A 22396-nucleotide genomic window follows, 5' to 3' on the forward strand; every position below is an offset into this window, starting at 1 on the left:
GCCCGCCGTTCGTCGCAGCATCGGCGCCGTTCACCGACGACGAGCGGCGGAGGGGCCCGGCCGGCCGGCGCCCTCGGCACGATGGGCACACCGCGAGCGGATGATGACCGCGGAACGCGGCGGGGCTCCCGCCCCGCCGGAACCCCCCTCGAAGGAGAGACGCCATGGGCAACGACGCCCTGAGCGCGGACCGGGCGACGCTGGAACACGTCGACTACCGCGCGGTGCAAGCATCACCTGAATTCCAGAAGCTGCGGCGCACCCATCGCAGCTTCGTGTTCCCCGTCCTCGGCGCCTGCCTGGTCTGGTACCTGGCCTACGTGCTGCTCGCCGTGTATGCGCACGACTTCATGTCGACCCGCGTGTTCGGCAGCGTGAACGTCGCGATGCTGCTCGGCCTCGCCCAGGTCGTCACGACGTTCGCCGTCACCATGTGGTACGTGAGCTTCGCGAACCGCAAGCTCGACCCCGACGCCGAGCGCATCAGGACCGAGATCGAAGACGGCGCCTTCCGCGAGGCCGGCGCCGGCGACGCCGAGGGGGTCGCCCGATGAGCGTGCACCTCGAAGCCGCCACCACCGCCCCCGGCGAACCGTGGCTCAACATCGCCATCTTCGGCGCGTTCGTGGCGATCACCATGGTGATCGTCTTCCGCGCGAGCCGGAACAACAAGACCGCCGCCGACTACTACGCGGCCGGGCGCTCGTTCACCGGCGGGCAGAACGGCTCGGCCATCGCCGGCGACTACCTGTCGGCGGCGTCCTTCCTCGGCATCGTCGGCGCCATCGCGATGACCGGGTACGACGGGTTCCTCTACTCGATCGGCTTCCTCGTCGCCTGGCTCGTGGCGCTGCTGCTCGTCGCCGAGCTCCTGCGCAACACCGGCCGGTTCACCATGGCCGACGTGCTGAGCTTCCGGCTCAAGCAGCGGCCAGTCCGCATCGCCGCGGCGACCACCACGCTCGTCGTCTGCTTCTTCTACCTGCTCGCGCAGATGGCGGGCGCGGGCGGCCTCGTGTCGCTGCTGCTCGGCGTGAGCGACGGGCTCGGCCAGTCGCTGGTCATCACCGTCGTCGGCGCGCTGATGATCCTCTACGTGCTCGTCGGCGGCATGAAGGGCACCACCTGGGTGCAGATCATCAAGGCGGTGCTGCTCATCGCGGGCGCCGGCGTGATGACCGTGTGGGTGCTCGCGGTGAACGGGTTCGACTTCTCGGCCCTGCTCGACAAGGCCGTGGCGGTCGCCGAGAACCCGGCGATCCTCGACCCCGGCCTGAAGTACGGCGTCTCCGAGGTCGCGAAGATCGACTTCGTCTCGCTCGGCCTCGCGCTTGTCCTCGGCACCGCGGCCCTGCCGCACGTGCTCATGCGGTTCTACACCGTGCCGACGGCCAAGGAAGCGCGCAAGTCGGTCGTCTGGGCGATCTGGCTCATCGGCATCTTCTACGTGTTCACGCTCGTGCTGGGCTACGGCGCGGCCGCCCTCGTCGGCCCCGCGGTCATCGCCGCAGCGCCCGGCGGCCCGAACTCGGCGGCCCCGCTGCTCGCGTTCGAGCTCGGCGGCCCGCTGCTGCTCGGCCTGATCTCGGCGATCGCGTTCGCGACGATCCTCGCGGTCGTCGCCGGGCTCACGATCACCGCGGCGGCGAGCTTCGCGCACGACATCTACGCGTCGGTCGTGAAGAAGGGCAAGCCCGAGGCGGGCGCCGAGGTGAAGGTCGCGCGCCGCACCGTCGTGATCATCGGCGTCGTCGCGATCATCGGCGGCATCGGTGCCAACGGCCAGAACGTGGCGTTCCTCGTGGCGCTCGCGTTCGCGGTCGCGGCGTCGGCGAACCTGCCGACGATCGTGTACTCGCTGTTCTGGAAGCGGTTCACCACGAAGGGCGCGCTCTGGAGCATGTACGGCGGCCTCATCTCGGCGATCGTGCTGATCGTCTTCTCGCCGGTCGTCTCCGGCTCCGAGACGTCGATGCTGAAGACCGAGGCGATCGACTTCGCGTTCTTCCCGCTGTCGAACCCCGGCATCGTCTCCATCCCGCTCGCCTTCTTCCTCGGCTGGCTCGGCACCGTGCTCGACAAGGGCAAGGAAGACCCCGAGAAGCAGGCCGAGATGGAGGTGCGTTCGCTCACGGGCGTCGGCGCGGAGGGGGCGACCCAGCACTGATCGCCGTCTCACGGCTCCGGCGGCGGGCGGTCCCACCCGCCGCCGGACACGACTTCGACCCGGTCGGAACGCCTGCCCGGACCGGGTCGAAACCTCGAGGGGGCGGTGGCTTCGGCCACCGCCCCCTTGTGCTGCGTCGCGAACGACGCGCGTGAGGGATGCCCCGCCCGGGGCCCCCCTCACATGTTGATCATGTTGGAAGGCGCCCGGGATTACGCGGAAGTAGCGGCGGCAGTCCGCGATGAGTCCGCAAGACGCTCGCCGAGGACCCTTCACGACCGTGGCCCGTTCCCAGGAATAGGAGAGGCGAAGCGGGTACCTGAGCCGCCCCCACATCTGGGGGCGCGAGCGTTTCCACCCCCGCCGTAGTCTGCCCTCATGTCTGAGCCAGCAGGCACGGAAGATCGAGACGCATCAGTCGGGGCCTCGGCGGCGATCCCCTCAAGGGAACCGGGCGCACTGCCGAGGTGGGTTCTGCCGGTCGGCACAGGCGTTGGTGGCTTGCTTATCGGGTTGGCCTTGGGCGGTGTCGTCGGCGGCGTGATCGGTAGTACCACTACGTCAGCGAGAGTCGATGCCCAACGTTCGGCAGAAGCCACCGAGGCCGAGGCGGCTGCGTCCGAACTCTTCCGAGGAGCAGTACGGGCTTGCGGTGCGAATCAAAGTTACGCTCTGGTCGAAGACGACGGCCGCACTTTGACACTCGAGCACGAGGGTGAAGAGGATTCCGCGGGATTGGATGCCAGCGAAGTGTGGTGCATCGTCGAGGAGCTCGACGCGCCCGCGGCGGTCATTTCGCACATGGAGCAGACCACATCCATGGACGGCCGCCAGAGCGAGGCATGGGACAACATCGAAGTGTCCTGGTCGTATCACCCGGACCGGGGCATGGACAGCGTTTGGAGGATCACCGAGTAGCGACTGAGCCCAATTCGCGTTTCCCTGCAGAACCTCGGCGGTGAGCGTTAGCCTGAGCTAGACCGGGAGGAAGTAGCTGTGGACGAGCTGTATTTGACCCCGCTCTACACACAGAGCAATGCAGCAGGGATGCTGGGCATGCCCCAGTCGACCTTCAACCACTGGGCGACCGGCTACGAGACGATGGCCGGTAACCGAAAGCCGGGTTTCATCACGGTTGCTCGCCCGGGTCGCGGATACACCGTCCCCTTCGTGGGACTTGCTGAGGCTTGGATTGTGCGAGCGTTCACGAAGGCCGGCGTGCGCGTGTCCCGGATTCGGCCAGCGCTTGAGAAGCTCCGAACAGAGATCGGCATAGAACACGCGCTCGCGAGCGACCGGCTCAAGACCGACGGTGCAGAGATTCTCTGGGACCTTCGCCAGCAGGATGCGACGTTCGACGACAATCGCCTTGTCGTGGTCCGTAACGGCCAAGCTACCTTCGGTGAGATCGTTCGGGAGCACCTCCGCCACGTCGACTACCGCGATGGGTTCATCGGGCAGCTGCGGATTCCACGTGCTGATGGGGCTGATTTACCGTCAACCCGCAGATCAACTTTGGGCAACCAACGCTCACGGAATACGGGGTGCGTATCGACGACGTGATCGATCGTGTTCTCGCTGGTGAATCCATCGAGGATGTCGCCTCGGACTTCGATCTCCCAACGGAGACGGTCTCTAACCTGGCACTGGCTGCCGCGTAGGCCTGGCCAGTGGACGGCTTGCGGTTCTTTGCAGACCGAAGTCTTGGAGATCACGAGGTGCCATCGGCTCTGCGAGCAGCCGGCTGGCAAGTGATCAGCATGCGTGAGCGGTACGGAAGCGTCACGGCTCAGCAGCTCGCCGACATCGATTGGATCGCGGATGCCACGGCGGCTGGTGAAGTGCTTCTGACCGGCGACAAGGCGATTGCGAAGCGCCCGCTGGAAGCACGCGCTGTTCGCATCGCTCGGGCTCGTGTCTTCGCATTGGGAAGCAGCCAACTGACTGGCCGCGACAAGGCAGAACGGCTCCTAGGAGCGAGCAGAGCAATCTCCCGGCGCGCTGTCCGGGAAGCTGGGCCATACGTTATCAGCGGCACCGGCCACGGCCTTGAGCGACTGAGGCTCTTCGAGTAAACGTCTTGCCGTTCGCGCGTGCGCGCTCCACGCGCGCGTGCGTAGGCGTGACCGGGAGGACTGAGCACGACGTGATGTGCCCAGTCCGCAACCAGCCCGCAGAATTCCCACCACTTGCCGATTGCTGCCAACAACAGCCAATAGCGAAATCACCGGCAGAACAGGCGATTCAATGGTCGCCAACACCAGCTAATTACGTACCTACATGTTGATCATGTGCCCCGCGAGGCCGTGGATCGCGTCCTGCAGCGCCTCCGACAGCGTCGGGTGGGTGTGCACGTTCCGGCCGAGCTCGAGGGCGCCCAGGTCCCACTTCTGCGCGAGGGTGAGCTCGGGCAGCAGCTCGGACGCGTCGGGGCCGATGAGGTGGCCGCCGAGCAGCTCGAGGTACTTCGCGTCGGCCACGAGCTTCACAAAGCCGATCGGCTCACCGAGGCCGTTCGCCTTGCCGTTGGCCGAGAACGGGAACTTCGACACGACCACGTCGTAGCCCTCGTCGCGCGCCTGCTGCTCGGTGAGGCCGAAGCTCGCCACCTGCGGGATGCAGAACGTGGCACGCGGCATCATCCGGTAGTCGCCGAGCGCCATGGTCTCCGCGCCGCCGATGGTCTCCGCCGCGACGATGCCCTGCGCCTCGGCCACGTGGGCGAGCATGAGCTTCGCCGTGACGTCGCCGATCGCGTAGATGTGCGGCACGTTCGTGCGCATGAAGTCGTCGATCGCGATCGCACCGCGCTCGGTGAGCTGTACGCCGGTGGTCTCGAGGCCGAAGCCCTCGACGTTCGGCGCGAAGCCGACCGCCATGAGCACCTTCTCGACCTCGAGCGAGCCGGGCTGGCCGTCGGCGCCGGTGTAGGCGACGGTCACCGAGGAGCCCTGATCGGTGACGGACTCGACCTTGGTCGAGGTGAGGATCGGCACGCCGAGCTTGCGGTACTGCTTCTGGATCTCCTTCGAGACCTCGACGTCCTCGTTGGGCAGCGCACGATCGAGGAACTCGATGATGGTGACATCCACGCCGTAGTTCTTCAGCACATACGCGAACTCCATGCCGATGGCGCCGGCGCCGACGATCGCGATCGACTTCGGCAGCTCGCGGGTGAGGATCTGCGATTCGTACGTGACGACGTTCTCCGACAGCTGCACACCGGGCAGCAGGCGCACCTTCGAACCGGTCGCGATGATCGCGTTGGCGAAGGTGTGGGTCTCGACGGTGCCGTCGGCCTTCGCGACGTCGATCGTGTTCGCGTCGCGGAACGTGCCGCGGCCGTCGAGCTCGGTGATGCCGTTCTTCTTCATCAGGAAGTGCACGCCCTTGACGTGCTTGTCGGACACCTGGCGGCTGCGGTCGAAGGCGGCGCCGAAGTCGAAGCTCGCGTCGCCCGTGATGCCGAAGGTCGCGGCCTCCTCGCGGAAGAGGTGCGCGAGCTCCGCGTTGCGCAGCAGCGCCTTCGAGGGGATGCAGCCCACGTTCAGGCACACGCCGCCCCAGTACCGCTCTTCGATGACGGCGACGCTGAGGCCGAGTTGCGCGGCGCGGACGGCGGCGACGTACCCGCCGGGTCCGGCGCCGAGGATGATGACGTCGAAGTGGCTCATGCCGCCAGCCTATGCGTCGTCGTGGCGCTCCGGGGCGGTCGAGGCGGATGCCCCGGCGTCGGTGCCCGGGTCATGGGCAGGCCGCTCATCGGTCGGCCGGAGGCGGAGTCCCATGGCGCTCAGCACGAGCAGCAGCAGGGCGCCCGCGAACAGGGCGATGTCGGCGACGTTGCCGATGAACCAATTCGCGTAGGCGAGGAAGTCGACCACGTGCCCGCGGGCGAAGCCCGGCTCGCGGAAGAGACGGTCGAGCAGGTGCGTCGTGGCCCCGCCGAGGAGGAGACCGACGCAGACGGCCCACGCGCGCGACCTCGTGCGCCAGGCGAACCAGGCGGCGACGGCCACGCCGACCGCGGCGAGCACGGTGAACACCCACGTCGACCCGCTGCCCATCGAGAACGCGGCACCGGGGTTGTAGGCCAGCTGCAGCCCGAACAGGTCGCCGAGGAGTGGGATGCGCTCGCCCTCGACGAGCTCCTGCTCGGCCCAGAGCTTGCTGAGCTGATCGGCGACGAGGACGGCCGCGGCGATCGCCAGGGCGATCCATGGAGCCGCCTTGGTGAAGTGCTGCACGCGTTCGGTCACCTGGACATCCTCGCAGGCGTCAGGCGCTGCCGTCGTTCGGCGGATTCCGGACAACGTCCCGTGGGAGACATCCGCACGTCCGAGGCCGGCCGTACGCTCGACCGGTGACCGAACGCACCGTCGAGCAGGCTCCCGCCGAGGCATCCGCGACCCGCACCGGTGTGCTGTCGGCGTGGCTGCAGTTCCTCGCGATGGGACTCGTGTGGGGCTCGAGCTTCCTGTTCATGAAGGTCGCGCTCGAGGGCGTCTCCTTCGGGCAGATCGCGTGGTCGCGGACCCTGCTCGGCGCGATCGCCCTCGGCATCATCGTCGCGATCATGCGTCCCCGCGTGACGGGCGCCGACGGGCGACCCGGCCCGATCCTGCCGCGGGAGCCGGCGGTGTGGGGGCACTTCCTCGTGGTGTCGATCACGACGTGCGTCGTGCCCTACCTGTGCTTCGCGTGGGCGGAGCAGTACGTGTCGTCGAGCCTCGCGTCGATCTACAACGCGACGACCCCGATCATGACCGCGCTCATGGCGACGCTCGTGTTCCGGGTCGAGCGTCTCGGCGCGAGCCGGTGGTTCGGCGTCGCGCTCGGCATCCTCGGCGTCGTCGTGGTGATCGCGCCGTGGCAGCTCGCCGCCCTCACGGGCAGTGTCGCCGGGCAGCTCGCGTGCCTCGTCGCGACGCTCTGCTACGGGTTCACGTTCGGGTACCAGCGACGCTTCCTCAGTCAGCGCCCGATCGCCCCGGCGACCTTCGCCTTCCTGTCGATCGGCGTCTCGGCGGTGGTGATGCTGCTGCTCACGCCGTTGCTCGTGCTGCACCCCGTCGAGATCGACTGGTCGGGCGATGGTTGGGCGGTCGTGGCATCCCTGCTCGCGCTCGGCGTGCTCGGCACTGGGCTGGCCTACATCTGGAACATCAACGTGCTGCGGGCCTGGGGACCGACGGGCACCTCGACGGTCACCTACGTCACGCCGGTCGTGGGCGTCGCGCTCGGCATGGCGCTGCTCGGCGAGCGGCTGAGCTGGCATGAGCCGGCCGGCGCGGTGCTCGTGCTCATCGGCATCCTCTTCGCGCAGGGCCGCCTGCGGCTGGGCGGCCGCGCCGGCCGCTGAGCGTCGCACCGCCCGATCACGGCGCATCCGTTTCTCGATCGGATGTTGACATCGGCGCGCGCACATGCTTGGTTAGTTACTGAAGTAACTAACCAACGAGGTCGGCACCCGAACCGATCTCGCGCACCGCACACAACCAGATGGGCCGGCATGGACGAATCACGCCCGATCTTCATCCAGATCGCCGAACAGGTCGAGAACGACATCATCGACGGCGTCCTCCCCGAGGACTCGCAGGTGCCGTCCACCAACGAGCTCGCGGCGTTCTACCGCATCAATCCGGCCACCGCTTTGAAGGGAGTGACCCGCCTTGTCGACGACGGCATCCTGGTCAAACGAAGGGGCATCGGCATGTTCGTGACCCCCGGCGCCCGGGCCCGCCTCGTCGAACGACGCCGGGCCGACTTCACCGCCGAATTCCTCCGACCGCTCATCGTCGAAGCCGAGAAACTCGGCATCGGCATCGACGAACTCGTCAGCCTCCTCCAGGCCGAAAGGATCCACTCATGACCCGCACCGTCGTCCGCGCGAGCGGACTCACCAAGCGCTACGGTGCCTTCACGGCGGTCGACCACGTCGACTTCGCCCTCGAGGAGCACCGCATCTACGGCCTCCTCGGTCGCAACGGCGCCGGGAAGACCACGATCATGCAACTGCTCACCGGGCAGCTGTTCGCCGACGACGGCCGGCTCGAGGTCTTCGGCCGCGAGCCCGCCGAACACGCCGACGTGCTGCGCCGGCTCTGCTTCATCGCGGAGTCGCAGCGCTACCCCGAGGACTTCATGCCGATGCACGTGCTGAGGGCCGCGCCGTGGTTCTTCGAGAACTGGGATGCGGAGTTCGCCGAGCAGCTCGTCGCCGACTTCCGGCTGCCGCTGAAGCGGCGCATCAAGAAACTGAGCCGCGGCCAGCTGAGCGCTGTCGGCGTCATCGTCGGCCTCGCCTCCCGCGCCGAACTCACGTTCTTCGACGAGCCCTACCTCGGGCTCGACGCCGTCGCCCGGCACATCTTCTACGACCGCCTGCTCGAGGACTACGCCGAGCACCCGCGCACGATCGTGCTGTCGACCCACCTGATCGACGAGGTCTCGAACCTCCTCGAGCACGTCATCCTCATCGACCAGGGCAAGATCCTGCTCGACCGCGACGCCGACGAGGTGCGCGGCTCCGCCACCACGGTGGCCGGTCCGCGGGCCGCCGTCGACTCGTTCGTGGCCGACCGGCCGGTGATCGGCCGCGAGGGCCTCGGCGGGCTCTCCTCCGTGACCGTCGACGGACGTCTCGACCAGGCCGACCGCATCCGGGCGGCCGAGCTCGGCCTCGAGCTCGCACCCGTCTCGCTCCAGCAGCTCATCGTCCACCTCACCGGCGCCGACCTCGCCGGACCGACCGAACAGGAGGCCGCAGCATGACCGCCGTCGCCACCGCCCCCGCCGACACGGAGGCACGCACGACCCGCCGGTTCCGCCCGGCCGACGTCTGGCGGATCGTCCGCCTCCACGCCGTCAATCCGAGCATCTTCTTCGGAGTGCCGTGGATCATCCTCGGCGCCGCGTGGGCGATCTCGGTGATCATCGCGCTCATCATCACGAGCGCGGGCGCGCCCCACGAGGACGTCAGGGAGGGCATGCGGTACAGCTGGGCCGTCATCTCCCCGCAGTGGTACCTCGTCGTGGTGGGCGTGCAGGCCATCGCGTACACCTTCTCGTTCGCCCTCGGCTTCGGCACGACACGGCGCGACTACTGGCTCGGCACGGCGCTGATGTTCGTCTTCGTCGCGGTCGAGATGGCGGCCGGCATCGCCACGCTCGTCCTCATCGAGCAGGCGACCGGCGGCTGGTGGGTCGGCGCGGCGATGTTCGACTCGCTCTGGTACGGACAGCAGGGCTGGCTCGTCGACTTCTACACCGCGTTCGCGATGCAGATGCTCGTGCTCTTCATCGGGGCGAGCGTGACGACCATCTACATGCGGTGGCGCATGCGGGGCATGCTCGTGCTGATGTTCAGCGTCATCGCGCTCCTCCTCGGCTTCATCGCGGTCGTGACCCTCTCCGGCTGGTGGCCGCAGGTGATGGCCTGGTTCGTCGACATCGGCATCGTCGGCGTGTTCACGCTCATCCTCGGCCTGGCGGTCGTGTCGGCCGTGACCGGGTACCTGGTCATCCGCCGGGCGACGCCCCGCTGATCGACCGGCCGGCCGGGCGAAGTCCGGCCGGCCGCATGGGCCGCGGCGCGGCATCCGTTGGGGGACGGATGCCGCGCCGCTCGCCGTATCCGCGGTCATCCCGGAGGATGACGGCGACGGCACCGGATCATGCTGCCGCCCGACGCGGGGGATGCCTCGGCGGCGCGAGCCTGGGGAGCATGAGTTCCTTCGTGCTCGAGGCCACCGGCCTCGTCAAGTCCTTCGGTCAGACCCACGCGCTCGCCGGCGTCGACCTCTCGGTGCACACCGGGGAGTCGGTGGCGATCATGGGCGCGTCGGGTTCGGGCAAGACCACGCTGCTGCACTGTCTCGCGGGCATCGTCGCGCCCGACGCCGGCTCCGTCGTGTACCACGGCGGCTCGTCACGCGTCGAGGTCACCGCCCTCTCCGAGCGTGAGCGGTCGCGCCTGCGCCGTGAAGCGTTCGGCTTCGTCTTCCAGCAGGGACTGCTGATCCCCGAGCTCACCGCGACCGAGAACGTCGCGCTCGCGCTGATGTTGAACGGGATGCCCCGGCCGAAGGCCGAGGAGTACGCTCGCGGCTGGCTCGCAGCCCTCGGGCTCGCCGGCATGGAGGAGCGCCGCATCGGCCAGCTCTCGGGCGGGCAGGCCCAGCGCGTGGCGATCGCGCGGGCGCAGGTGGCGGGCGCGCCGGTGGTGTTCGCCGACGAGCCGACGGGCGCGCTCGACTCGGCGACCTCCGCCGAGGTGATGTCCGCGCTCCTCGACTCGACGGTGGGGCAGGGCCGCACGCTCGTGCTCGTGACCCACGACCCGCAGGTCGCCGCGCGCTGTGCCCGGACGGTGCATATGCGCGACGGCCGCATCGAGGCGGTGGCGCAGGCGGCGCCTGCGGCATCCGACGTACCTGCGGCAGCCGTCGTGCCCGGGGCATCCGCTGCCGAGGCCCGCGCATGATCGGCCGCATCGCGTGGCTGCTCGCCCGCCCGACCCGGCAGGATGTCGCGACGGTCGCCTTGCCCGTGACCGCGTTCGCGATCGTGACCGCGCTCGTTTGCACCGTGCTCGGCGGTGCGCAGTCGTTCTGGACGTGGACCGACGACTACGCCGTCACCTACCAGGCGCTCGCCGTGGTGGCGCTCGTGCTGCTCGTGGTGCCCCTCGCCTCCCTCGGCGGGTCCGCCGCGCGGCTGTCGGCCCGTCGCCGCGACGACCGGCTCGCCACGCTGCGCCTGCTCGGCGCGACGCCGGGCGCCGTGCAGGCGCTCGCCGTGATCGAGGCCGGCGTCCTCGCCCTTGCGGGCTCGCTCGTCGGGCTCGTGCTCTACGTGGTGCTGCTGCCCGCGCTCGCGCTCATCCCGTTCCGCGGCGAGATGCTCGGGTTCGCGGGCGTCTGGCTGGGCGGCTGGGCCGTGCTGGTGCCCGTCGCCGTCACGGCGCTCGCCGTGGTCAGCGCGATCCTCGGGCTTCGCCGGGTCGTCATCTCGCCGCTCGGCGTGCGCACCCGACAGGAGGCTCCGAAGGTGCACTGGGTGCGCGGCCTCATCGGCTTCGGCGTCGTCGTGGTCGCGTTCGGCGTGATGGCGGTGCTGCAGGTCGCAGGCAGCGTGCTCGTCATCCTCGCCATGCTGGCGGCCGCGTTCGGCGGCAGCCTCGCGGTGCTGAACCTGACCGGGCCATGGGTGCTCCGCCTCATCGCGAAGGGGCAGGCCAAGCGCGCGAAGACCCCGGCGCGCCTCATCTCGGCTCGGTCGGTGCTGGAGTCGCCGAAGGCGGCGTGGCGTCAGGTGTCTGGGGTCGCGATGACGAGCTTCATGGCCGTCTTCGCCGGGTCCGGCGTCGCGGTGCTCGACGCCATGGGCGCCTCGACCGCCGACCGCGAATCGGTGCTGCTCATGGCCGACATCCGCACCGGCCTGCTCATCACGGTCATCGGCTCCTTCCTGATGGTCGCCTGCTCGGTCGGCGTCAACCAGGCGGCCGGCGTGCTCGACCGGCGCGGGCTCTACCGCTCGCTCGACATGCTCGGGATGCCGCTCGAGGTCATGGACGCCGCACGTCGTCGCGCCGTGATGTCGCCGCTCCGCGTCGTCTCGATCGGCTCGGCCGTCGTCGCCGCGATCGTGATGCTGCCGCTCACCGGGATCGCGCTCGTCGTCGCACCGCTCTCGCTCCTCGTCATCGCAGGCGTTCTCGCCGCGGGCATCGCGGTCGTGTGGCTCGGCCTCAGGGCCACCAGGCCGGTGCTGGCGCGGGCCGCGCAGGGCGCCGACCAGGGAGCGGGGGCGGCTGTCGTCGCCTAGGGTCGAAGCATGAGTGCCATCGACGATCGCGACGCGGCGATGACGGAGCTGCTCGGGATCCGCTCGAGCATCGACAACATCGACGCCGCCCTCATCCACCTGCTGGCCGAGCGGTTCAAGTTCACCCAGCAGGTCGGCCGGCTGAAGGCCAGCCACGGCCTGCCGCCGAGCGATCCCGACCGCGAGAAGCGTCAGATCGCGCGGCTTCGCGCGCTCGCCGAGGAGGCACACCTCGATCCGGCGTTCGCCGAGAAGTGGTTCAACTTCGTCGTGGCCGAGGTCATCCAGCACCACGAGGAGCTCGCGGGCAACTCCGGCGCCGCGTCGGCCGAGCTGTGAGCTGGTATCCGGCGCCGCTGCCCGATCTCGAGGGGCGCCGGTTCGCGGTGACGGGCGCCAACGCCGGGCTCGGCTTCTTCACGAGCGCCCGGCTCGTGGGTGCGGGTGCGCACGTCGTGATGACGGGGCGGAGCCCCGAGCGGCTGGATGCCGCGGCCCGGGCGATCCGCGAACGGGTCGAGGCGGGCCGGGCGTCCGGCGAGACGGGCGGCTCGGTCGAGACGCTCGTCGTCGACCAGGCCTCCCTCGGCTCGGTGGCCGCCGGTGCGGCGCGGCTCGTCGAGCTGGCGGCCGCCGCCCCGTTCGACGGCGTGGTGCTGAACGCCGGCATGGTGCACACGCCGCGCCGCCGGGAGACGAGCGTCGACGGCCACGAGCTCGTGCTCGCGACCAACGTGCTCGGCCACTTCGCCCTCCTCGCCGGGCTGCTCGCGACACCCGCGACGCCCGGAGGCAGTGGTTCGGCGCTCGCCGCCGGTGCCCGCATCGTCACCCTCGGCTCGCTGTCGACCCGGCTCTCGACCTTCCGCGTCGACGACCTCGAGCTGACTCGCGGCTACGACCTGTGGCGCGCGTACGCGCAGTCGAAGATCGCCGCACAGGCGATCGGGTTCGAGCTGGATCGCCGGCTGCGGCGAGCGGATGCCCCGCTCCTCAGCGTCGTCGCCCACCCCGGCTACTCGATCTCGGGGCGGACGCCCACGGTTCCCGGGGTGAACGAGCCGTCGCGCGGCACGCGGTTCGCCGACTCGCTGCAGGCGGCGTGGGCGCAGGGCAAGCACCGCGGCGCGGAACCGATCCTGCACGCGCTCACGGCCGACGGAGTCGAGGGCGGGCAGTTCTGGGGGCCGCGCGCGCTGGTGAAGGGCGCCCCGAGCCTGCAGCGCGCGACGCGCACCTCGACCGGCGCCGGCATCGGTGCGAAGGTGTGGTCCTTCGCCGAGCGGGCCACCGGGCTCGTCGTCCCGCTGGGCCCATGATCCGCCGCCTGCTCGGAGCGTGGTGGGCCACGCCGCGCGTGCGCCGCACCGTCGCGGTCGCACTCGTCGCGATCGGAGCGCTGTTCGTGCTGATCGGCGTCGTGTCGGCGCGCTGGGGACTGCTCGTCGTGGGCATCGTGGTGGCCGGCCTCGGTGCCGGCGCCGGGCCCGCCCGGATCCGCGCGCGGGGCGACGCCCGGCGCGGCGGTGCGACCCGCGGCGGCGGCGCCGAGGGGCCGCGCTCCGGCGCCGACGGGAGATGATGGATCGATGATCAGCCGTGAACTGGCCGTCGCACTGAAGCAGGCCGGCCTCGCCTGGCATCCCGAGTCGGGCGATCGATTCCAGCTCGACCTGCCCGACGACGTCGAGGCCGAGATCGAGGCCGACGTCTTCACCGTCAGTGAGATGACGATCGAGTCGCATCGCACCCCGTCGGGCACGATCCTCGGGTTCAACGGCACCACCGAGTGGGCGCTCGACTCGGTGACGGTCGGCGACGCCGTCTGGCTGCCGCGCGAGGACCAGCTGCGGGAGCTGCTGCGGAGCACGTTCCGTGCGCTCCGCCGACTGGCGGACGCCTTCGAGGTCGAGGTCGAGATCGCCGGCGAGCCGATGCGGTTCGAACACCCGGATCCCGCGGAGGCCTACGGGCTCGCGCTGCTGGAGCTCATCGGACGGTCGAGATGACCGACGGAGGTGCGGACGCGTCAGGGGGCTCGCCCGTCGAGCGCGCGCAGGCCGCGGTGGAAGCCGCCGTCGCGGAGCTTCGCGCCGGCGGAGCGCGGGACGAGGCACTCGCCGCCTTCGTGCCCGAGCGCCGCGTGCTCGGCATCCGGCGCTCGCCGCGTCTCGTGCCCGACGGGCGGGTCTGGCGGGCCGGCGCGCTGCTGCTCGGCTCCGACGGGCGGCTCTTCGCGACCGGCCGGGTCGTCCGCGCCGAACGTCCGGCGCGCCGCAGCGTGCTCGCCGCCTCCGTCGCCGAGCACCGCGCCCTCCAGGCCGCAGCCGTCCGGGGTGGGCACCCGGAGGGCGAATCGGTGAACTTCGACGCCGTACCGGTGTCGTACGAGGAGCTGATCACCACCGGTGCCTCAGGCCCGCTCTTCCTCAGCGACGGCGACGTCCTCGTGCGATGGAACGCCTCCGTGCCCGACGCAGGCACGGAGATCGGGCGCTACCTGCGCGACCGCGTCGACCTGCTGGTCCATCCGCCGCAGGGCGCGTAAGCCCGCGCGTCGCACCGGCTTCGACCCGCCCATGCGGGAGGGTGGCCGCATGGCCTGGGTGCGCTCGGAGGGCTTCCGGTCGTCGGTCGTGGCCTCGACCGACGGCATCATCGGCACCGCCGGTGTGCTGCAGGGGTTTGCGGGCGCCGGCGCGTCGAGCACCACGCTGCTCGTGGCATCCATCTCGGCCCTCGTCGCCGGCGCGGTCGCCGGATTCGGCTCGAAGTACGCCGAACTCGCGGCCGAGCGCGACGCGGAGCAGGCGCTCATCGCCGACGAGGTCGAGGACCTGCGTGATCCGTCGGACGACCTGGCCGGCCTCGCGGCCCGGTTCGTGGCGCACGGCGTCCGCCCCGAGATCGCACGCGCCGCGGCCGCCGACCTCTTCCGGCACGATGCACTCGAAGCACAGCTGGAGTTCGAGCACGGCATCGGCGAACCCCTCCGGCCGTCGCAACCGCTGCTCGGCGCACTCGCCGACGCGGCGGCGATCGTGCTCGGATCGGCGCTGCCGCTGCTGATCCTCGTGATCTATCCGGCGGCCTGGGAGGAGTGGGCGGTCGCGCTCGCCGTGATCATCTCCCTCGCCATCGCCGCCCTGCTGATCTCGCTGTCCGCGCGGACCTCGGTCTGGCGAGCCCTCGGGCGCACGGTCGGGGTGGGCGCGTTGACCATGCTGTGCACCTACCTCGCCGGCGCGCTCATCTTCTGAGCGGCCAGCGGCCAGCTGTCGGCCGTGGTCCGTCGTCCGTCGTGCCGGGATGGCCCGGTCGCCGGTTTGCTAGGCTCGGCGACCGTGTCGTGCAATTTCACTGCGATGATCATTCGGCCCCGCACCGCCTGAGGCGGAGCGTCGGCCCTTCTCTGCGACCCTTCGCCTCGGCCCGTGACCATGGCCGGTGCGCGTTCGGCGCGCCCGGCTGCCCGGTTCTCCAGCCAGCGGAGCAGCAGTGCGCACCCATCGATCTTCTTCATCCTTCCCGTCCCGACCCTCCTCCCGCGTCCCGTCGCCGGCCGGCGGCCGGCATGAGCTCGGCCAGAACTTCCTCGCCGACGAGCGCGTGATCGGCCGCATCGTCGAGCTCGTCGCGGCCACGACCGGCCCGATCGTCGAGCTCGGTGCGGGCGGCGGTGCGCTCACGCGCCCCCTCGCCGGCCTCGATCGCCGAGTCACCGCGCTCGAGCTCGATCCGCGACGCGCCGACGCGGTGCGCCGCGACCTCGGTCGTCGCGCCCGCATCGAGCGGGCGGACGCCCTGGCGTGGCGGCATCCCGACCAGCCGCACGTCGTCGTCGGCAACGTGCCGTTCCATCTGACGACCGCCATCCTCCGGAAACTGCTCGCCGAGCGCACCTGGACGGACGCGGTGCTGCTCACGCAGTGGGAGGCGGCCCGGCGTCGCTGCGGCGTCGGCGGAACGAGTCAGCTCACCGTGCAGTGGGCGCCCTGGTACGAGTTCGCGCTCGACCGGCGGGTGCCGGCGCATGCCTTCCGGCCGGTGCCGTCGGTCGACGGCGGGTTGTTCACCGTGCGGCGTCGCCCCGACCCGCTCGTGCCGTCGCGCGACCGCACCGCCTACCAGGCCTGGGTGGCGTCGGTGTTCGGCGGCCGCGGCCGGGGGCTGGCGCAGATCCTCGCGCGCACGAGGCATCCGCTGCCCCTCTCCCGCGGGCGGGCGTTCCTCGCTGCTCGTGGTCACCGGCCGGACGCGCTGCCCGGGCGGCTGTCACCCGAGGACTGGGGCGCGCTCTGGGCGGAGGTGCGGCGCATGCATCGCGGGTGAGCGAGCCGGCCCCGCGCGGCGGAATCGGCTACCTCGCCGGGGCCGCTGCGGCGATCTGTCGGGCCGTCGGCGCCGCGTCGGGGTCGATGAGCCATTGCGCAGCGACCCCGACGAGCGTCGCGTAGTACCTGGCGCCGGCGGCTTCCGCGGCTTCCGCCGCAGCGGGGTCGTCGGGCGCAGCCGGTCCGTCGAAGGCGCGTGCCAGCGCCTGCCGCGCCACGCGCTGACCGTCGGCGATCATCGCCCGGATCTCCTCGTCGACGTACGCCGACGACAGCGACTCGAAGTTCACGAACCACAGCGCGCGGTTCTCGCGGATCGAGTCGATGACCCGGCCCCACAGCGCCTCGTGATCGGCCGGCCGTGACTCACCGCCCGCCTCGGCCGGCTGGGCCGTACCGCCCGGCTCGGCCGGCCCGGCTGCGAGCGCGGCGAAGAGCACGTCGCCCCACTCGCGGTTCAGTTCCTGCAGCACCTCGGTGAGCAGTTGCTCCTTCGAGCCGAAGTGGTAGTTGATCGAGGCCTGGTTGGCGCCCGATGCCGCAACGAGATGGCGCACGGTGGTGCGCTCGTAGCCGATCGTCAGCAAGCATTCGCGCGCGGCAGCTCGCAGCTTCTCCCGGTTGCCCATGCCGTTCATCCTATGGTAAACAAACGACTGAAACAAACGTTTATCTATCGAAGGGCGGCGTCATGCCTGCACGGACCGACAACAGCACTCCAGCCCTCCGGGCGAGTGAACTCCAGCACGAATACGCCGGCGAGAGCGGGGTCGTCCGCGCGCTCCGCGGCGTCGACCTCAGCGTCGCGAGGTCGGAGTTCGTGGCGATCATGGGGCCATCGGGCTCGGGGAAGACCACACTCCTGAACTGCGCCGCCGGGCTCCAGCGCCCGACCGGCGGCTCCGTCGACCTCGGCGGGCGAGCGCTCGACCGCCTCGATGAGACCGACCTGGCCCGGCTCCGACGGCGCGAACTCGGCTTCGTGTTCCAATCCTTCAATCTCCTCCCGGCGCTCTCCGTGGTCGACAACATCGAGTTGCCCATCCGGCTCGACGGGCGGCGCCCGCGCCGCCAGGCCACGCTCGAGCTGCTCGCCCGCGTGGGGCTGGCGAACCGGGCCGGCCACCGCCCCGACCAGCTGTCCGGCGGCCAGCGCCAGCGGGTCGCCGTGGCTCGAGCACTGATCACCGCGCCGCAGATCGTCTTCGCCGACGAGCCGACCGGTGCGCTCGACCTCCGCAGCGCCCATGACGTGCTCGAGCTGCTCCGCGGCCTCGCGGATCACGGGCAGACGATCGTCATGGTGACGCACGATCCGATCGCGGCGGCGTTCAGCGACCGCGTGCTCTTCCTCGCCGACGGCCGCATCGTGTCGGAACTCGTCTCACCCGACGCCCAGACGGTCGCCTCGCGGATGGCCGAGCTCGTCGAGTCGGCGGAGCTCGCCGCGAACGTGGCGGCGGGCTGATGTTCGCCTTCGCGGCACGGTCGGTGTTCCAGCACCGGGCCACCTCCCTCGCGACGGCGATCATCGCCGTCGTCGGCATCGCGCTCGTCAGCGCCATGGCGGCCCTGCTCGACACCGGCCTCGCGGACGAGCGGCCGAGCGAGTTCCTCACCGTCTTCCCGCTGATCGTCGGTGGCTGGATCGTCGCGATCGTCGTGTTCGCGATGGTCTCCACGGTCGCGGTCGCGCTCGAGGCGCGCGCCGGGGAGTTCGTGGGAATCCGGTTGATCGGTGCCGAACCACGCCAGATCAGGGCCCTCGTGACGATCGAGACCGCCCTGGTCGCGGCAGTCTCGACGGTGCCCGGCCTCGCGCTCGGGTACGTGCTCGGCTGGGGGCTGTGCTCGCTCATCGGCGCTGTCGGGCCGGTCGGTGCGGCTCCGGCGTACGCCCCTGGTATCCCGCTGCCGCTGCTCGGCGGGGTCGCGGTCTTCGCGGCCGCGATGATCGCCGGGTTCGTGAGCAGCCGCCGCGCAGCGCGCGGCAGCGTCCTCGGCGAGGGCCCGGCCGAGCATGGCGCTCGGGTGAGCGCCCGCACGAGGCGGATCGCCGCCTCGGTGGTCCTCGCCGTCGGCGTGGCATCCGCACTGGCCGCGCTCGCGTTCGACGCCGGAAGCGTGCTCACCACCGCGATGACCGGGCCGGCCTGCGTCCTCATCGCCGTGGGACTGAGTCTGCTCGCATCCGAGCAGACCGCGATCGTGAAGACCGTGCTGGCGCGGTCGAGTCGTCGCGGCTCGGCGTCGCGCTGGCTCGCGGCGCGCAACCTCGGGGCCGCTCCCGACCGCTCCCGGCCGCTCGTCACGTTCCTCACGCTCTTCGTGGGCATCGCCGCCGGCACGCTCAGCATGCAGGGCATCGAGAACGCGTCAGCCGGCTCCGCGCCCGATGCGCAGCTGATCGCCTCGATCAACTACCTCGTCGTCGGCCTCCTCGCCACCTTCATGGCGGTCGCCCTCGTCAACAACCTGATCGCCATGATCCTGCGCCGCCGACCCGAGTTCGGCATGATGCGACTCGTCGGGGCGACACCCGCGCAGAGCCGCGCCGTGCTGCTGCAGGAAGTGCTGGCGACGGCGTCGACGAGCGCCGTGGCCGGAGTCGCAGGGGCGCTCGTCGCCGGCATCCCGTACGCGATCGTGAAGACCGGGTCGGCCGCCGCCGCGTTCGCGCCGCTCCCGTACCTCGCGGTCGGGGTCGTGGGGGTCGGCCTCGCGGTGGTGGTCTCGGCGCTCACCACCGCACGCGCACTCCGGGGCATGCCCGCGTGAGGCGGTGACGGATGCGTCACGTGCGTCGGCGGTCAGGCAGCACCGCCGACGCGCGACCGCGCCGGTGCCCGGTCGGGACCGGACGGCCTCACCGCTCGGCCGCGCCGTCGCCCCGGTCGCCGGCGCGGCCGCCGTGCTCCTGCTCGTGCACCGCCTCGATCATCACGTCCTGCACGCCGCGCTGGCCGGTGTGCAGCTCCTGGTGCTTCTCGAGTGCGCCCACGTACGGCGAGAACGCCGCCCGGAAGCGCGCGCCCTTCGGCGCCCGCGCGGCACGGACCACCGTGCCGATCACGAGCGCGACCACGAAGAGCGCAACGAGGATCATGACCGGCTCGGTCACGCCGGCGCGCCCTCGTCGGCCGGATCATCCGGGTCGAAGCCGAAAGCCGTGATGGGCAGCAGTGTGCCGTCGCGGTATCCCTCGAGCACGAACCGCTCGTGGTGCACCAGTCGGTCGGGCAGCGCCTCGAGCGCGAACCACTCCAGCGCGTCGGCCTTCTGCTCGACGAGCGACGGGATGCCCCGCCACGACCGGCACGCGAAGAACACGTCGAGGCGCTGGTCGACGTCGCGCCCGGTCGGCGCGGTGCGGTGCATGGCGGTCAGCGCCTCGAGCGCCGGTCGCGCGACCTCGACGCCGAGCTCCTCGGCGGTCTCGCGCACCGCACAGGCGAACACCGACTCCCCGGGGTCGACGTGGCCGGCGGCCGAGGCCGCCCACCAGCCGTCGTAGTACCCGGTGCCGGCGCGCCGCTGCAGCAGCACGCGTTCGTGCGGGTCGCCACGCTCACCCTCGACGAGGAAGACGTAGGCGGCGGGGATCAGCGCGAACCGGCCGTGGGCGGCGGCGTACCCGTCTGAGTACGTCTGCCGCTCCTCGCCCATGCGCCCGCTCCGCTCCGGCCGGACCTCAGTACCCGACGACCGGGCCGAACGCGTTGGCGAGCGGGGCCCGGTTGACGGTGCGGAGCTCGTCGATCGTGACGGTGAAGGCGTCCTGCACCTCGAGGGCGCCCGACGCGGCATCCGTCACGCCGATGCGGCGCACCGGGTAGCCGCGCCCTTCGCAGAGGCCCTGGAACTTCACGTCGTCCTCGCGGGGAACGGTCACGATGACCCGGCCCGCGGACTCGGAGAACAGCGCCGTCGCGAGGTCGATGCCGGCGTCCTCGACGACCTCGCCGAGGAAGACGCGCGCGCCGATGCCGAAGCGGGAGACCGCCTCGGCGAGGGCGATCGCGAGGCCGCCGTCGGAGAGGTCGTGCGCCGAGTCGATGAGGCCCTCGAGCGAGGCCGCCCGGAGGAGTTCCGCCAGGCGCTGCTCGGCGGCGAGGTCCACGGCCGGAGGCCGGCCGCCGAGGTGACCATGCACGACTCCGGCCCAGGCCGAGCCGTCGAGCTCGGCACGCGTGTCGCCCAGCAGGTAGATGTTGTGGCCGTCGTCCTGCCAGCCGCTCGGGACGCGGCGCGCCACGTCGTCGATGACGCCGAGCACGGCGATGACCGGAGTCGGGTGGATCGGCACGTCGCCGGTCTGGTTGTAGAACGAGACGTTGCCGCCGGTGACGGGGATGCCGAGCTCGAGGCATCCATCGGACAGTCCCTCGATCGTCTCGGAGAACTGCCACATGACCTCTGGGTTCTCGGGCGAGCCGAAGTTCAGGCAGTCGGAGACGCCCATCGGAACCGCGCCCGTAACGGCGACGTTGCGGTACGCCTCCGCGAGGGCGAGCTTCGCGCCCTGGCGCGGGTCGAGCTGCGAGTAGCGGCCGTTCGCGTCGGTCGCGACCGAGACGCCCAGCCCCGACTCCTCGTCGACGCGGATCATGCCGGCGTCGTCGGGGGCGCCGAGCGCGGTGTTGCCGAGCACGTACGAGTCGTACTGGCTCGTCACCCACGCGGCATCCGCCTGGTTCGCCGAGCCGACCAGCTTCAGGAACTGCTCGCGGATCTCCTCAGGCGTCGCCGGCCGCTCGAGGCGAGCGGCGGTGTCGGCCTGCAGCGCGTCGATCCAGGTCGGGTAGGCGACCGGCCGCTCGTAGACCGGGCCGTCGACCGCGACGGTGCGCGGGTCGACGTTGACGATCTCCTGGCCGCGCCAGGTGATCGACAGCCGGCCGGTGTCGGTGACCTCGCCGAGCACGCTCGTCTCGACGTCCCACTTCTTCACGACTTCGAGGAAGCCCTCCAGCTTCTCGGGCCGCACGATCGCCATCATGCGCTCCTGGCTCTCGCTCATCAGGATCTCTTCAGGCGTGAGCGTGGGGTCGCGCAGCAGCACCTCGTCGAGCACGATCGACATGCCGCCGTCGCCGTTGGACGCGAGCTCGCTCGTCGCGCACGAGATGCCGGCCGCGCCGAGGTCTTGGATGCCCTCGACCAGGTCGCCCGCGAACAGTTCGAGGCAGCACTCGATGAGCACCTTCTCGGCGAAGGGGTCGCCGACCTGCACGGCGGGGCGCTTGGTCGGGCCGCCCTCGGCGAACGTGTCGGAGGCGAGGATGGATGCCCCGCCGATGCCGTCGCCGCCCGTGCGGGCGCCGAAGAGCACGACCTTGTTGCCGGCGCCCTTCGCGTTGGCGAGGTGCAGGTCCTCGTGGCGCATGACGCCGACGGCGAGCGCGTTCACGAGTGGGTTGGCCTGGTAGGTCGGGTCGAACCAGGTCTCGCCGCCGATGTTCGGCAGGCCGAGGCAGTTGCCGTAGAAGCTGATGCCCGAGACCACGCCGTGCACGACGCGCGCCGTGTCGGGGTGATCGATCGCGCCGAAGCGCAGCGCGTCCATGACGGCGACGGGGCGGGCGCCCATCGAGATGATGTCGCGCACGATGCCGCCGACGCCGGTCGCGGCGCCCTGGAACGGCTCGATGTAGCTCGGGTGGTTGTGCGACTCGATCTTGAAGGTGACGGCCCAGCCCTCGCCGATGTCGAGCACGCCGGCGTTCTCGCCCATGCCCACCATCAGGTGCTGCTTCATCTCGGGCGTGACCTTCTTGCCGAACTGGCGCAGGTAGATCTTGCTCGACTTGTAGGAGCAGTGCTCGCTCCACATGACCGAATACATCGCGAGCTCGGCGCTCGTCGGACGGCGGCCGAGGATGTTGCGGATCCGCTCGTACTCGTCGGGCTTCAGCCCGAGCGCCGCGTACGGCTGCTCCTTCTCGGGCGTGGTCGCCGCGACCTCCACGGTGTCGAGCGCGGGGGTCGCCCCGGAGCTCGGCGCGGGCGCAGCGGTCGTGGCGGTGGTTTCGGTGGTCACGAGGGCGAGCTCCAAGAAACGGCG

27 protein-coding genes are annotated in these 22396 nt (G+C 70.9%); 21 read left to right on the forward strand and 6 right to left on the reverse strand.

From position 1 onward, the window contains the following. Nucleotides 1-164 precede the first annotated feature (164 nt). The 6 genes from ABIQ69_RS01635 to ABIQ69_RS01660 all read left to right on the forward strand — a co-directional run bounded on the left by ABIQ69_RS01635 (nucleotide 165) and on the right by ABIQ69_RS01660 (nucleotide 4242). The gene (locus ABIQ69_RS01635; protein WP_350348657.1) at nucleotides 165-554 is read left to right on the forward strand and encodes a DUF485 domain-containing protein; all 390 of its coding nucleotides are present in this window, start codon (nucleotides 165-167) and stop codon (nucleotides 552-554) included. Continuing rightward, complete coding sequence (locus ABIQ69_RS01640) at nucleotides 551-2167, forward strand: sodium/solute symporter (RefSeq protein ID WP_350348658.1); 1617 nt, start codon at nucleotides 551-553, stop codon at nucleotides 2165-2167. Before ABIQ69_RS01635 ends, ABIQ69_RS01640 begins: the two co-directional genes overlap by 4 nt. 378 nt (nucleotides 2168-2545) lie before the next feature. After that, nucleotides 2546-3085, forward strand: a complete 540-nt coding sequence (locus ABIQ69_RS01645) for a hypothetical protein (protein WP_350348659.1) — start codon at nucleotides 2546-2548, stop codon at nucleotides 3083-3085. Nucleotides 3086-3163: 78 nt separating this feature from the next. Then, the gene (locus tag ABIQ69_RS01650) at nucleotides 3164-3730 is read left to right on the forward strand and encodes a hypothetical protein (RefSeq protein ID WP_350348660.1); all 567 of its coding nucleotides are present in this window, start codon (nucleotides 3164-3166) and stop codon (nucleotides 3728-3730) included. Then, on the forward strand, nucleotides 3712-3828 hold the full coding sequence (locus tag ABIQ69_RS01655) for a hypothetical protein (RefSeq protein ID WP_350348661.1): 117 nt from the start codon (nucleotides 3712-3714) through the stop codon (nucleotides 3826-3828). The genes ABIQ69_RS01650 and ABIQ69_RS01655 overlap by 19 nt, the downstream gene beginning before the upstream one ends. A gap of 9 nt (nucleotides 3829-3837) precedes the next feature. After that, a complete protein-coding gene (locus ABIQ69_RS01660) occupies nucleotides 3838-4242 on the forward strand; it encodes a hypothetical protein (RefSeq protein WP_350348662.1) in 405 nt (134 codons plus the stop codon). Nucleotides 4243-4443: 201 nt separating this feature from the next. On the opposite strand, the gene lpdA is transcribed toward ABIQ69_RS01660, so the two are convergent. Beyond that, entirely contained in the window at nucleotides 4444-5841 is a 1398-nt protein-coding gene (lpdA, locus tag ABIQ69_RS01665) for a dihydrolipoyl dehydrogenase (protein WP_350348663.1), read from the reverse strand. Between the two features lie 9 nt (nucleotides 5842-5850). Continuing rightward, a complete protein-coding gene (locus ABIQ69_RS01670) occupies nucleotides 5851-6426 on the reverse strand; it encodes a signal peptidase II (RefSeq protein ID WP_350348664.1) in 576 nt (191 codons plus the stop codon). Nucleotides 6427-6530: 104 nt separating this feature from the next. Between ABIQ69_RS01670 and ABIQ69_RS01675 the strand changes: the two genes are divergently transcribed. The 13 genes from ABIQ69_RS01675 to erm all read left to right on the forward strand — a co-directional run bounded on the left by ABIQ69_RS01675 (nucleotide 6531) and on the right by erm (nucleotide 16330). Next, entirely contained in the window at nucleotides 6531-7529 is a 999-nt protein-coding gene (locus ABIQ69_RS01675; RefSeq protein ID WP_350348665.1) for a DMT family transporter, read from the forward strand. A gap of 150 nt (nucleotides 7530-7679) precedes the next feature. Then, nucleotides 7680-8039: a GntR family transcriptional regulator gene (locus ABIQ69_RS01680; protein ID WP_350348666.1), complete on the forward strand. Its 360-nt coding sequence runs from the start codon at nucleotides 7680-7682 to the stop codon at nucleotides 8037-8039. Further along, a complete protein-coding gene (locus tag ABIQ69_RS01685; RefSeq protein WP_350348667.1) occupies nucleotides 8036-8941 on the forward strand; it encodes an ABC transporter ATP-binding protein in 906 nt (301 codons plus the stop codon). The genes ABIQ69_RS01680 and ABIQ69_RS01685 overlap by 4 nt, the downstream gene beginning before the upstream one ends. Continuing rightward, a complete protein-coding gene (locus tag ABIQ69_RS01690; RefSeq protein WP_350348668.1) occupies nucleotides 8938-9714 on the forward strand; it encodes a hypothetical protein in 777 nt (258 codons plus the stop codon). The genes ABIQ69_RS01685 and ABIQ69_RS01690 overlap by 4 nt, the downstream gene beginning before the upstream one ends. Before the next feature lie 179 nt (nucleotides 9715-9893). Next, complete coding sequence (locus ABIQ69_RS01695; RefSeq protein WP_350348669.1) at nucleotides 9894-10652, forward strand: ABC transporter ATP-binding protein; 759 nt, start codon at nucleotides 9894-9896, stop codon at nucleotides 10650-10652. After that, nucleotides 10649-11998 (forward strand): FtsX-like permease family protein, encoded by a 1350-nt coding sequence (locus ABIQ69_RS01700; protein ID WP_350348670.1) that lies wholly within the window; start codon nucleotides 10649-10651, stop codon nucleotides 11996-11998. Before ABIQ69_RS01695 ends, ABIQ69_RS01700 begins: the two co-directional genes overlap by 4 nt. A 9-nt stretch (nucleotides 11999-12007) precedes the next feature. Next, entirely contained in the window at nucleotides 12008-12337 is a 330-nt protein-coding gene (locus ABIQ69_RS01705) for a chorismate mutase (protein ID WP_350348671.1), read from the forward strand. Then, nucleotides 12334-13317, forward strand: coding sequence for an SDR family NAD(P)-dependent oxidoreductase (locus tag ABIQ69_RS01710; RefSeq protein ID WP_350348672.1), 984 nt, complete (start codon nucleotides 12334-12336; stop codon nucleotides 13315-13317). Before ABIQ69_RS01705 ends, ABIQ69_RS01710 begins: the two co-directional genes overlap by 4 nt. Beyond that, nucleotides 13314-13580 carry a hypothetical protein gene (locus ABIQ69_RS01715; protein WP_350348673.1) on the forward strand — a complete coding sequence of 89 codons (267 nt, stop codon included), beginning with the start codon at nucleotides 13314-13316 and terminating at the stop codon, nucleotides 13578-13580. The genes ABIQ69_RS01710 and ABIQ69_RS01715 overlap by 4 nt, the downstream gene beginning before the upstream one ends. Before the next feature lie 7 nt (nucleotides 13581-13587). Beyond that, nucleotides 13588-14007 (forward strand): pilus assembly protein CpaE, encoded by a 420-nt coding sequence (locus ABIQ69_RS01720; RefSeq protein ID WP_350348674.1) that lies wholly within the window; start codon nucleotides 13588-13590, stop codon nucleotides 14005-14007. Continuing rightward, a complete protein-coding gene (locus ABIQ69_RS01725; RefSeq protein WP_350348675.1) occupies nucleotides 14004-14546 on the forward strand; it encodes a hypothetical protein in 543 nt (180 codons plus the stop codon). Before ABIQ69_RS01720 ends, ABIQ69_RS01725 begins: the two co-directional genes overlap by 4 nt. A 49-nt stretch (nucleotides 14547-14595) precedes the next feature. Next, a complete protein-coding gene (locus ABIQ69_RS01730) occupies nucleotides 14596-15258 on the forward strand; it encodes a VIT1/CCC1 transporter family protein (RefSeq protein WP_350348676.1) in 663 nt (220 codons plus the stop codon). 238 nt (nucleotides 15259-15496) lie between these two features. Next, nucleotides 15497-16330 (forward strand): 23S ribosomal RNA methyltransferase Erm, encoded by an 834-nt coding sequence (gene erm, locus ABIQ69_RS01735; protein WP_350348677.1) that lies wholly within the window; start codon nucleotides 15497-15499, stop codon nucleotides 16328-16330. Between the two features lie 28 nt (nucleotides 16331-16358). Here the strand turns inward: erm and ABIQ69_RS01740 are convergent, their stop codons facing one another. Continuing rightward, nucleotides 16359-16961 carry a helix-turn-helix domain-containing protein gene (locus ABIQ69_RS01740; RefSeq protein WP_350348678.1) on the reverse strand — a complete coding sequence of 201 codons (603 nt, stop codon included), beginning with the start codon at nucleotides 16959-16961 and terminating at the stop codon, nucleotides 16359-16361. A 62-nt stretch (nucleotides 16962-17023) separates the two neighbouring features. Here ABIQ69_RS01740 and ABIQ69_RS01745 point away from each other — a divergent pair, with 62 nt between their 5' ends. Next, entirely contained in the window at nucleotides 17024-17800 is a 777-nt protein-coding gene (locus ABIQ69_RS01745; RefSeq protein WP_350348679.1) for an ABC transporter ATP-binding protein, read from the forward strand. Beyond that, entirely contained in the window at nucleotides 17800-19110 is a 1311-nt protein-coding gene (locus ABIQ69_RS01750) for an FtsX-like permease family protein (RefSeq protein ID WP_350348680.1), read from the forward strand. Before ABIQ69_RS01745 ends, ABIQ69_RS01750 begins: the two co-directional genes overlap by 1 nt. 88 nt (nucleotides 19111-19198) lie before the next feature. On the opposite strand, the gene ABIQ69_RS01755 is transcribed toward ABIQ69_RS01750, so the two are convergent. The 3 genes from ABIQ69_RS01755 to purL are packed head-to-tail and all read right to left on the reverse strand — an operon-like array spanning nucleotide 19199 to nucleotide 22300. After that, nucleotides 19199-19453, reverse strand: coding sequence for a hypothetical protein (locus ABIQ69_RS01755; protein ID WP_350348681.1), 255 nt, complete (start codon nucleotides 19451-19453; stop codon nucleotides 19199-19201). Next, on the reverse strand, nucleotides 19450-19998 hold the full coding sequence (locus ABIQ69_RS01760; RefSeq protein WP_350348682.1) for an NUDIX domain-containing protein: 549 nt from the start codon (nucleotides 19996-19998) through the stop codon (nucleotides 19450-19452). The genes ABIQ69_RS01755 and ABIQ69_RS01760 overlap by 4 nt, the downstream gene beginning before the upstream one ends. Nucleotides 19999-20023: 25 nt before the next feature. Then, nucleotides 20024-22300 (reverse strand): phosphoribosylformylglycinamidine synthase subunit PurL, encoded by a 2277-nt coding sequence (purL, locus tag ABIQ69_RS01765; RefSeq protein WP_350350057.1) that lies wholly within the window; start codon nucleotides 22298-22300, stop codon nucleotides 20024-20026. Nucleotides 22301-22396: the final 96 nt, after the last annotated feature.

Source organism: Agromyces sp. G08B096, from assembly GCF_040267705.1.
Lineage (GTDB): Bacteria > Actinomycetota > Actinomycetes > Actinomycetales > Microbacteriaceae > Agromyces.

Bases quoted from the DNA above. Each gene is read 5' to 3' on its own strand.
- ABIQ69_RS01635 (WP_350348657.1), top strand. From the start codon at position 165: ATGGGCAACGACGCCCTGAGCGCGGACCGGGCGACGCTGGAACACGTC.
- ABIQ69_RS01640 (WP_350348658.1), top strand. From the start codon at position 551: ATGAGCGTGCACCTCGAAGCCGCCACCACCGCCCCCGGCGAACCGTGG.
- ABIQ69_RS01645 (WP_350348659.1), top strand. From the start codon at position 2,546: ATGTCTGAGCCAGCAGGCACGGAAGATCGAGACGCATCAGTCGGGGCC.
- lpdA (WP_350348663.1), bottom strand. From the start codon at position 5,841: ATGAGCCACTTCGACGTCATCATCCTCGGCGCCGGACCCGGCGGGTAC.
- ABIQ69_RS01680 (WP_350348666.1), top strand. From the start codon at position 7,680: ATGGACGAATCACGCCCGATCTTCATCCAGATCGCCGAACAGGTCGAG.
- ABIQ69_RS01685 (WP_350348667.1), top strand. From the start codon at position 8,036: ATGACCCGCACCGTCGTCCGCGCGAGCGGACTCACCAAGCGCTACGGT.
- ABIQ69_RS01690 (WP_350348668.1), top strand. From the start codon at position 8,938: ATGACCGCCGTCGCCACCGCCCCCGCCGACACGGAGGCACGCACGACC.
- ABIQ69_RS01695 (WP_350348669.1), top strand. From the start codon at position 9,894: ATGAGTTCCTTCGTGCTCGAGGCCACCGGCCTCGTCAAGTCCTTCGGT.
- ABIQ69_RS01700 (WP_350348670.1), top strand. From the start codon at position 10,649: ATGATCGGCCGCATCGCGTGGCTGCTCGCCCGCCCGACCCGGCAGGAT.
- ABIQ69_RS01705 (WP_350348671.1), top strand. From the start codon at position 12,008: ATGAGTGCCATCGACGATCGCGACGCGGCGATGACGGAGCTGCTCGGG.
- ABIQ69_RS01715 (WP_350348673.1), top strand. From the start codon at position 13,314: ATGATCCGCCGCCTGCTCGGAGCGTGGTGGGCCACGCCGCGCGTGCGC.
- ABIQ69_RS01720 (WP_350348674.1), top strand. From the start codon at position 13,588: ATGATCAGCCGTGAACTGGCCGTCGCACTGAAGCAGGCCGGCCTCGCC.
- ABIQ69_RS01725 (WP_350348675.1), top strand. From the start codon at position 14,004: ATGACCGACGGAGGTGCGGACGCGTCAGGGGGCTCGCCCGTCGAGCGC.
- ABIQ69_RS01730 (WP_350348676.1), top strand. From the start codon at position 14,596: ATGGCCTGGGTGCGCTCGGAGGGCTTCCGGTCGTCGGTCGTGGCCTCG.
- ABIQ69_RS01740 (WP_350348678.1), bottom strand. From the start codon at position 16,961: ATGGGCAACCGGGAGAAGCTGCGAGCTGCCGCGCGCGAATGCTTGCTG.
- ABIQ69_RS01745 (WP_350348679.1), top strand. From the start codon at position 17,024: ATGCCTGCACGGACCGACAACAGCACTCCAGCCCTCCGGGCGAGTGAA.
- ABIQ69_RS01750 (WP_350348680.1), top strand. From the start codon at position 17,800: ATGTTCGCCTTCGCGGCACGGTCGGTGTTCCAGCACCGGGCCACCTCC.
- ABIQ69_RS01760 (WP_350348682.1), bottom strand. From the start codon at position 19,998: ATGGGCGAGGAGCGGCAGACGTACTCAGACGGGTACGCCGCCGCCCAC.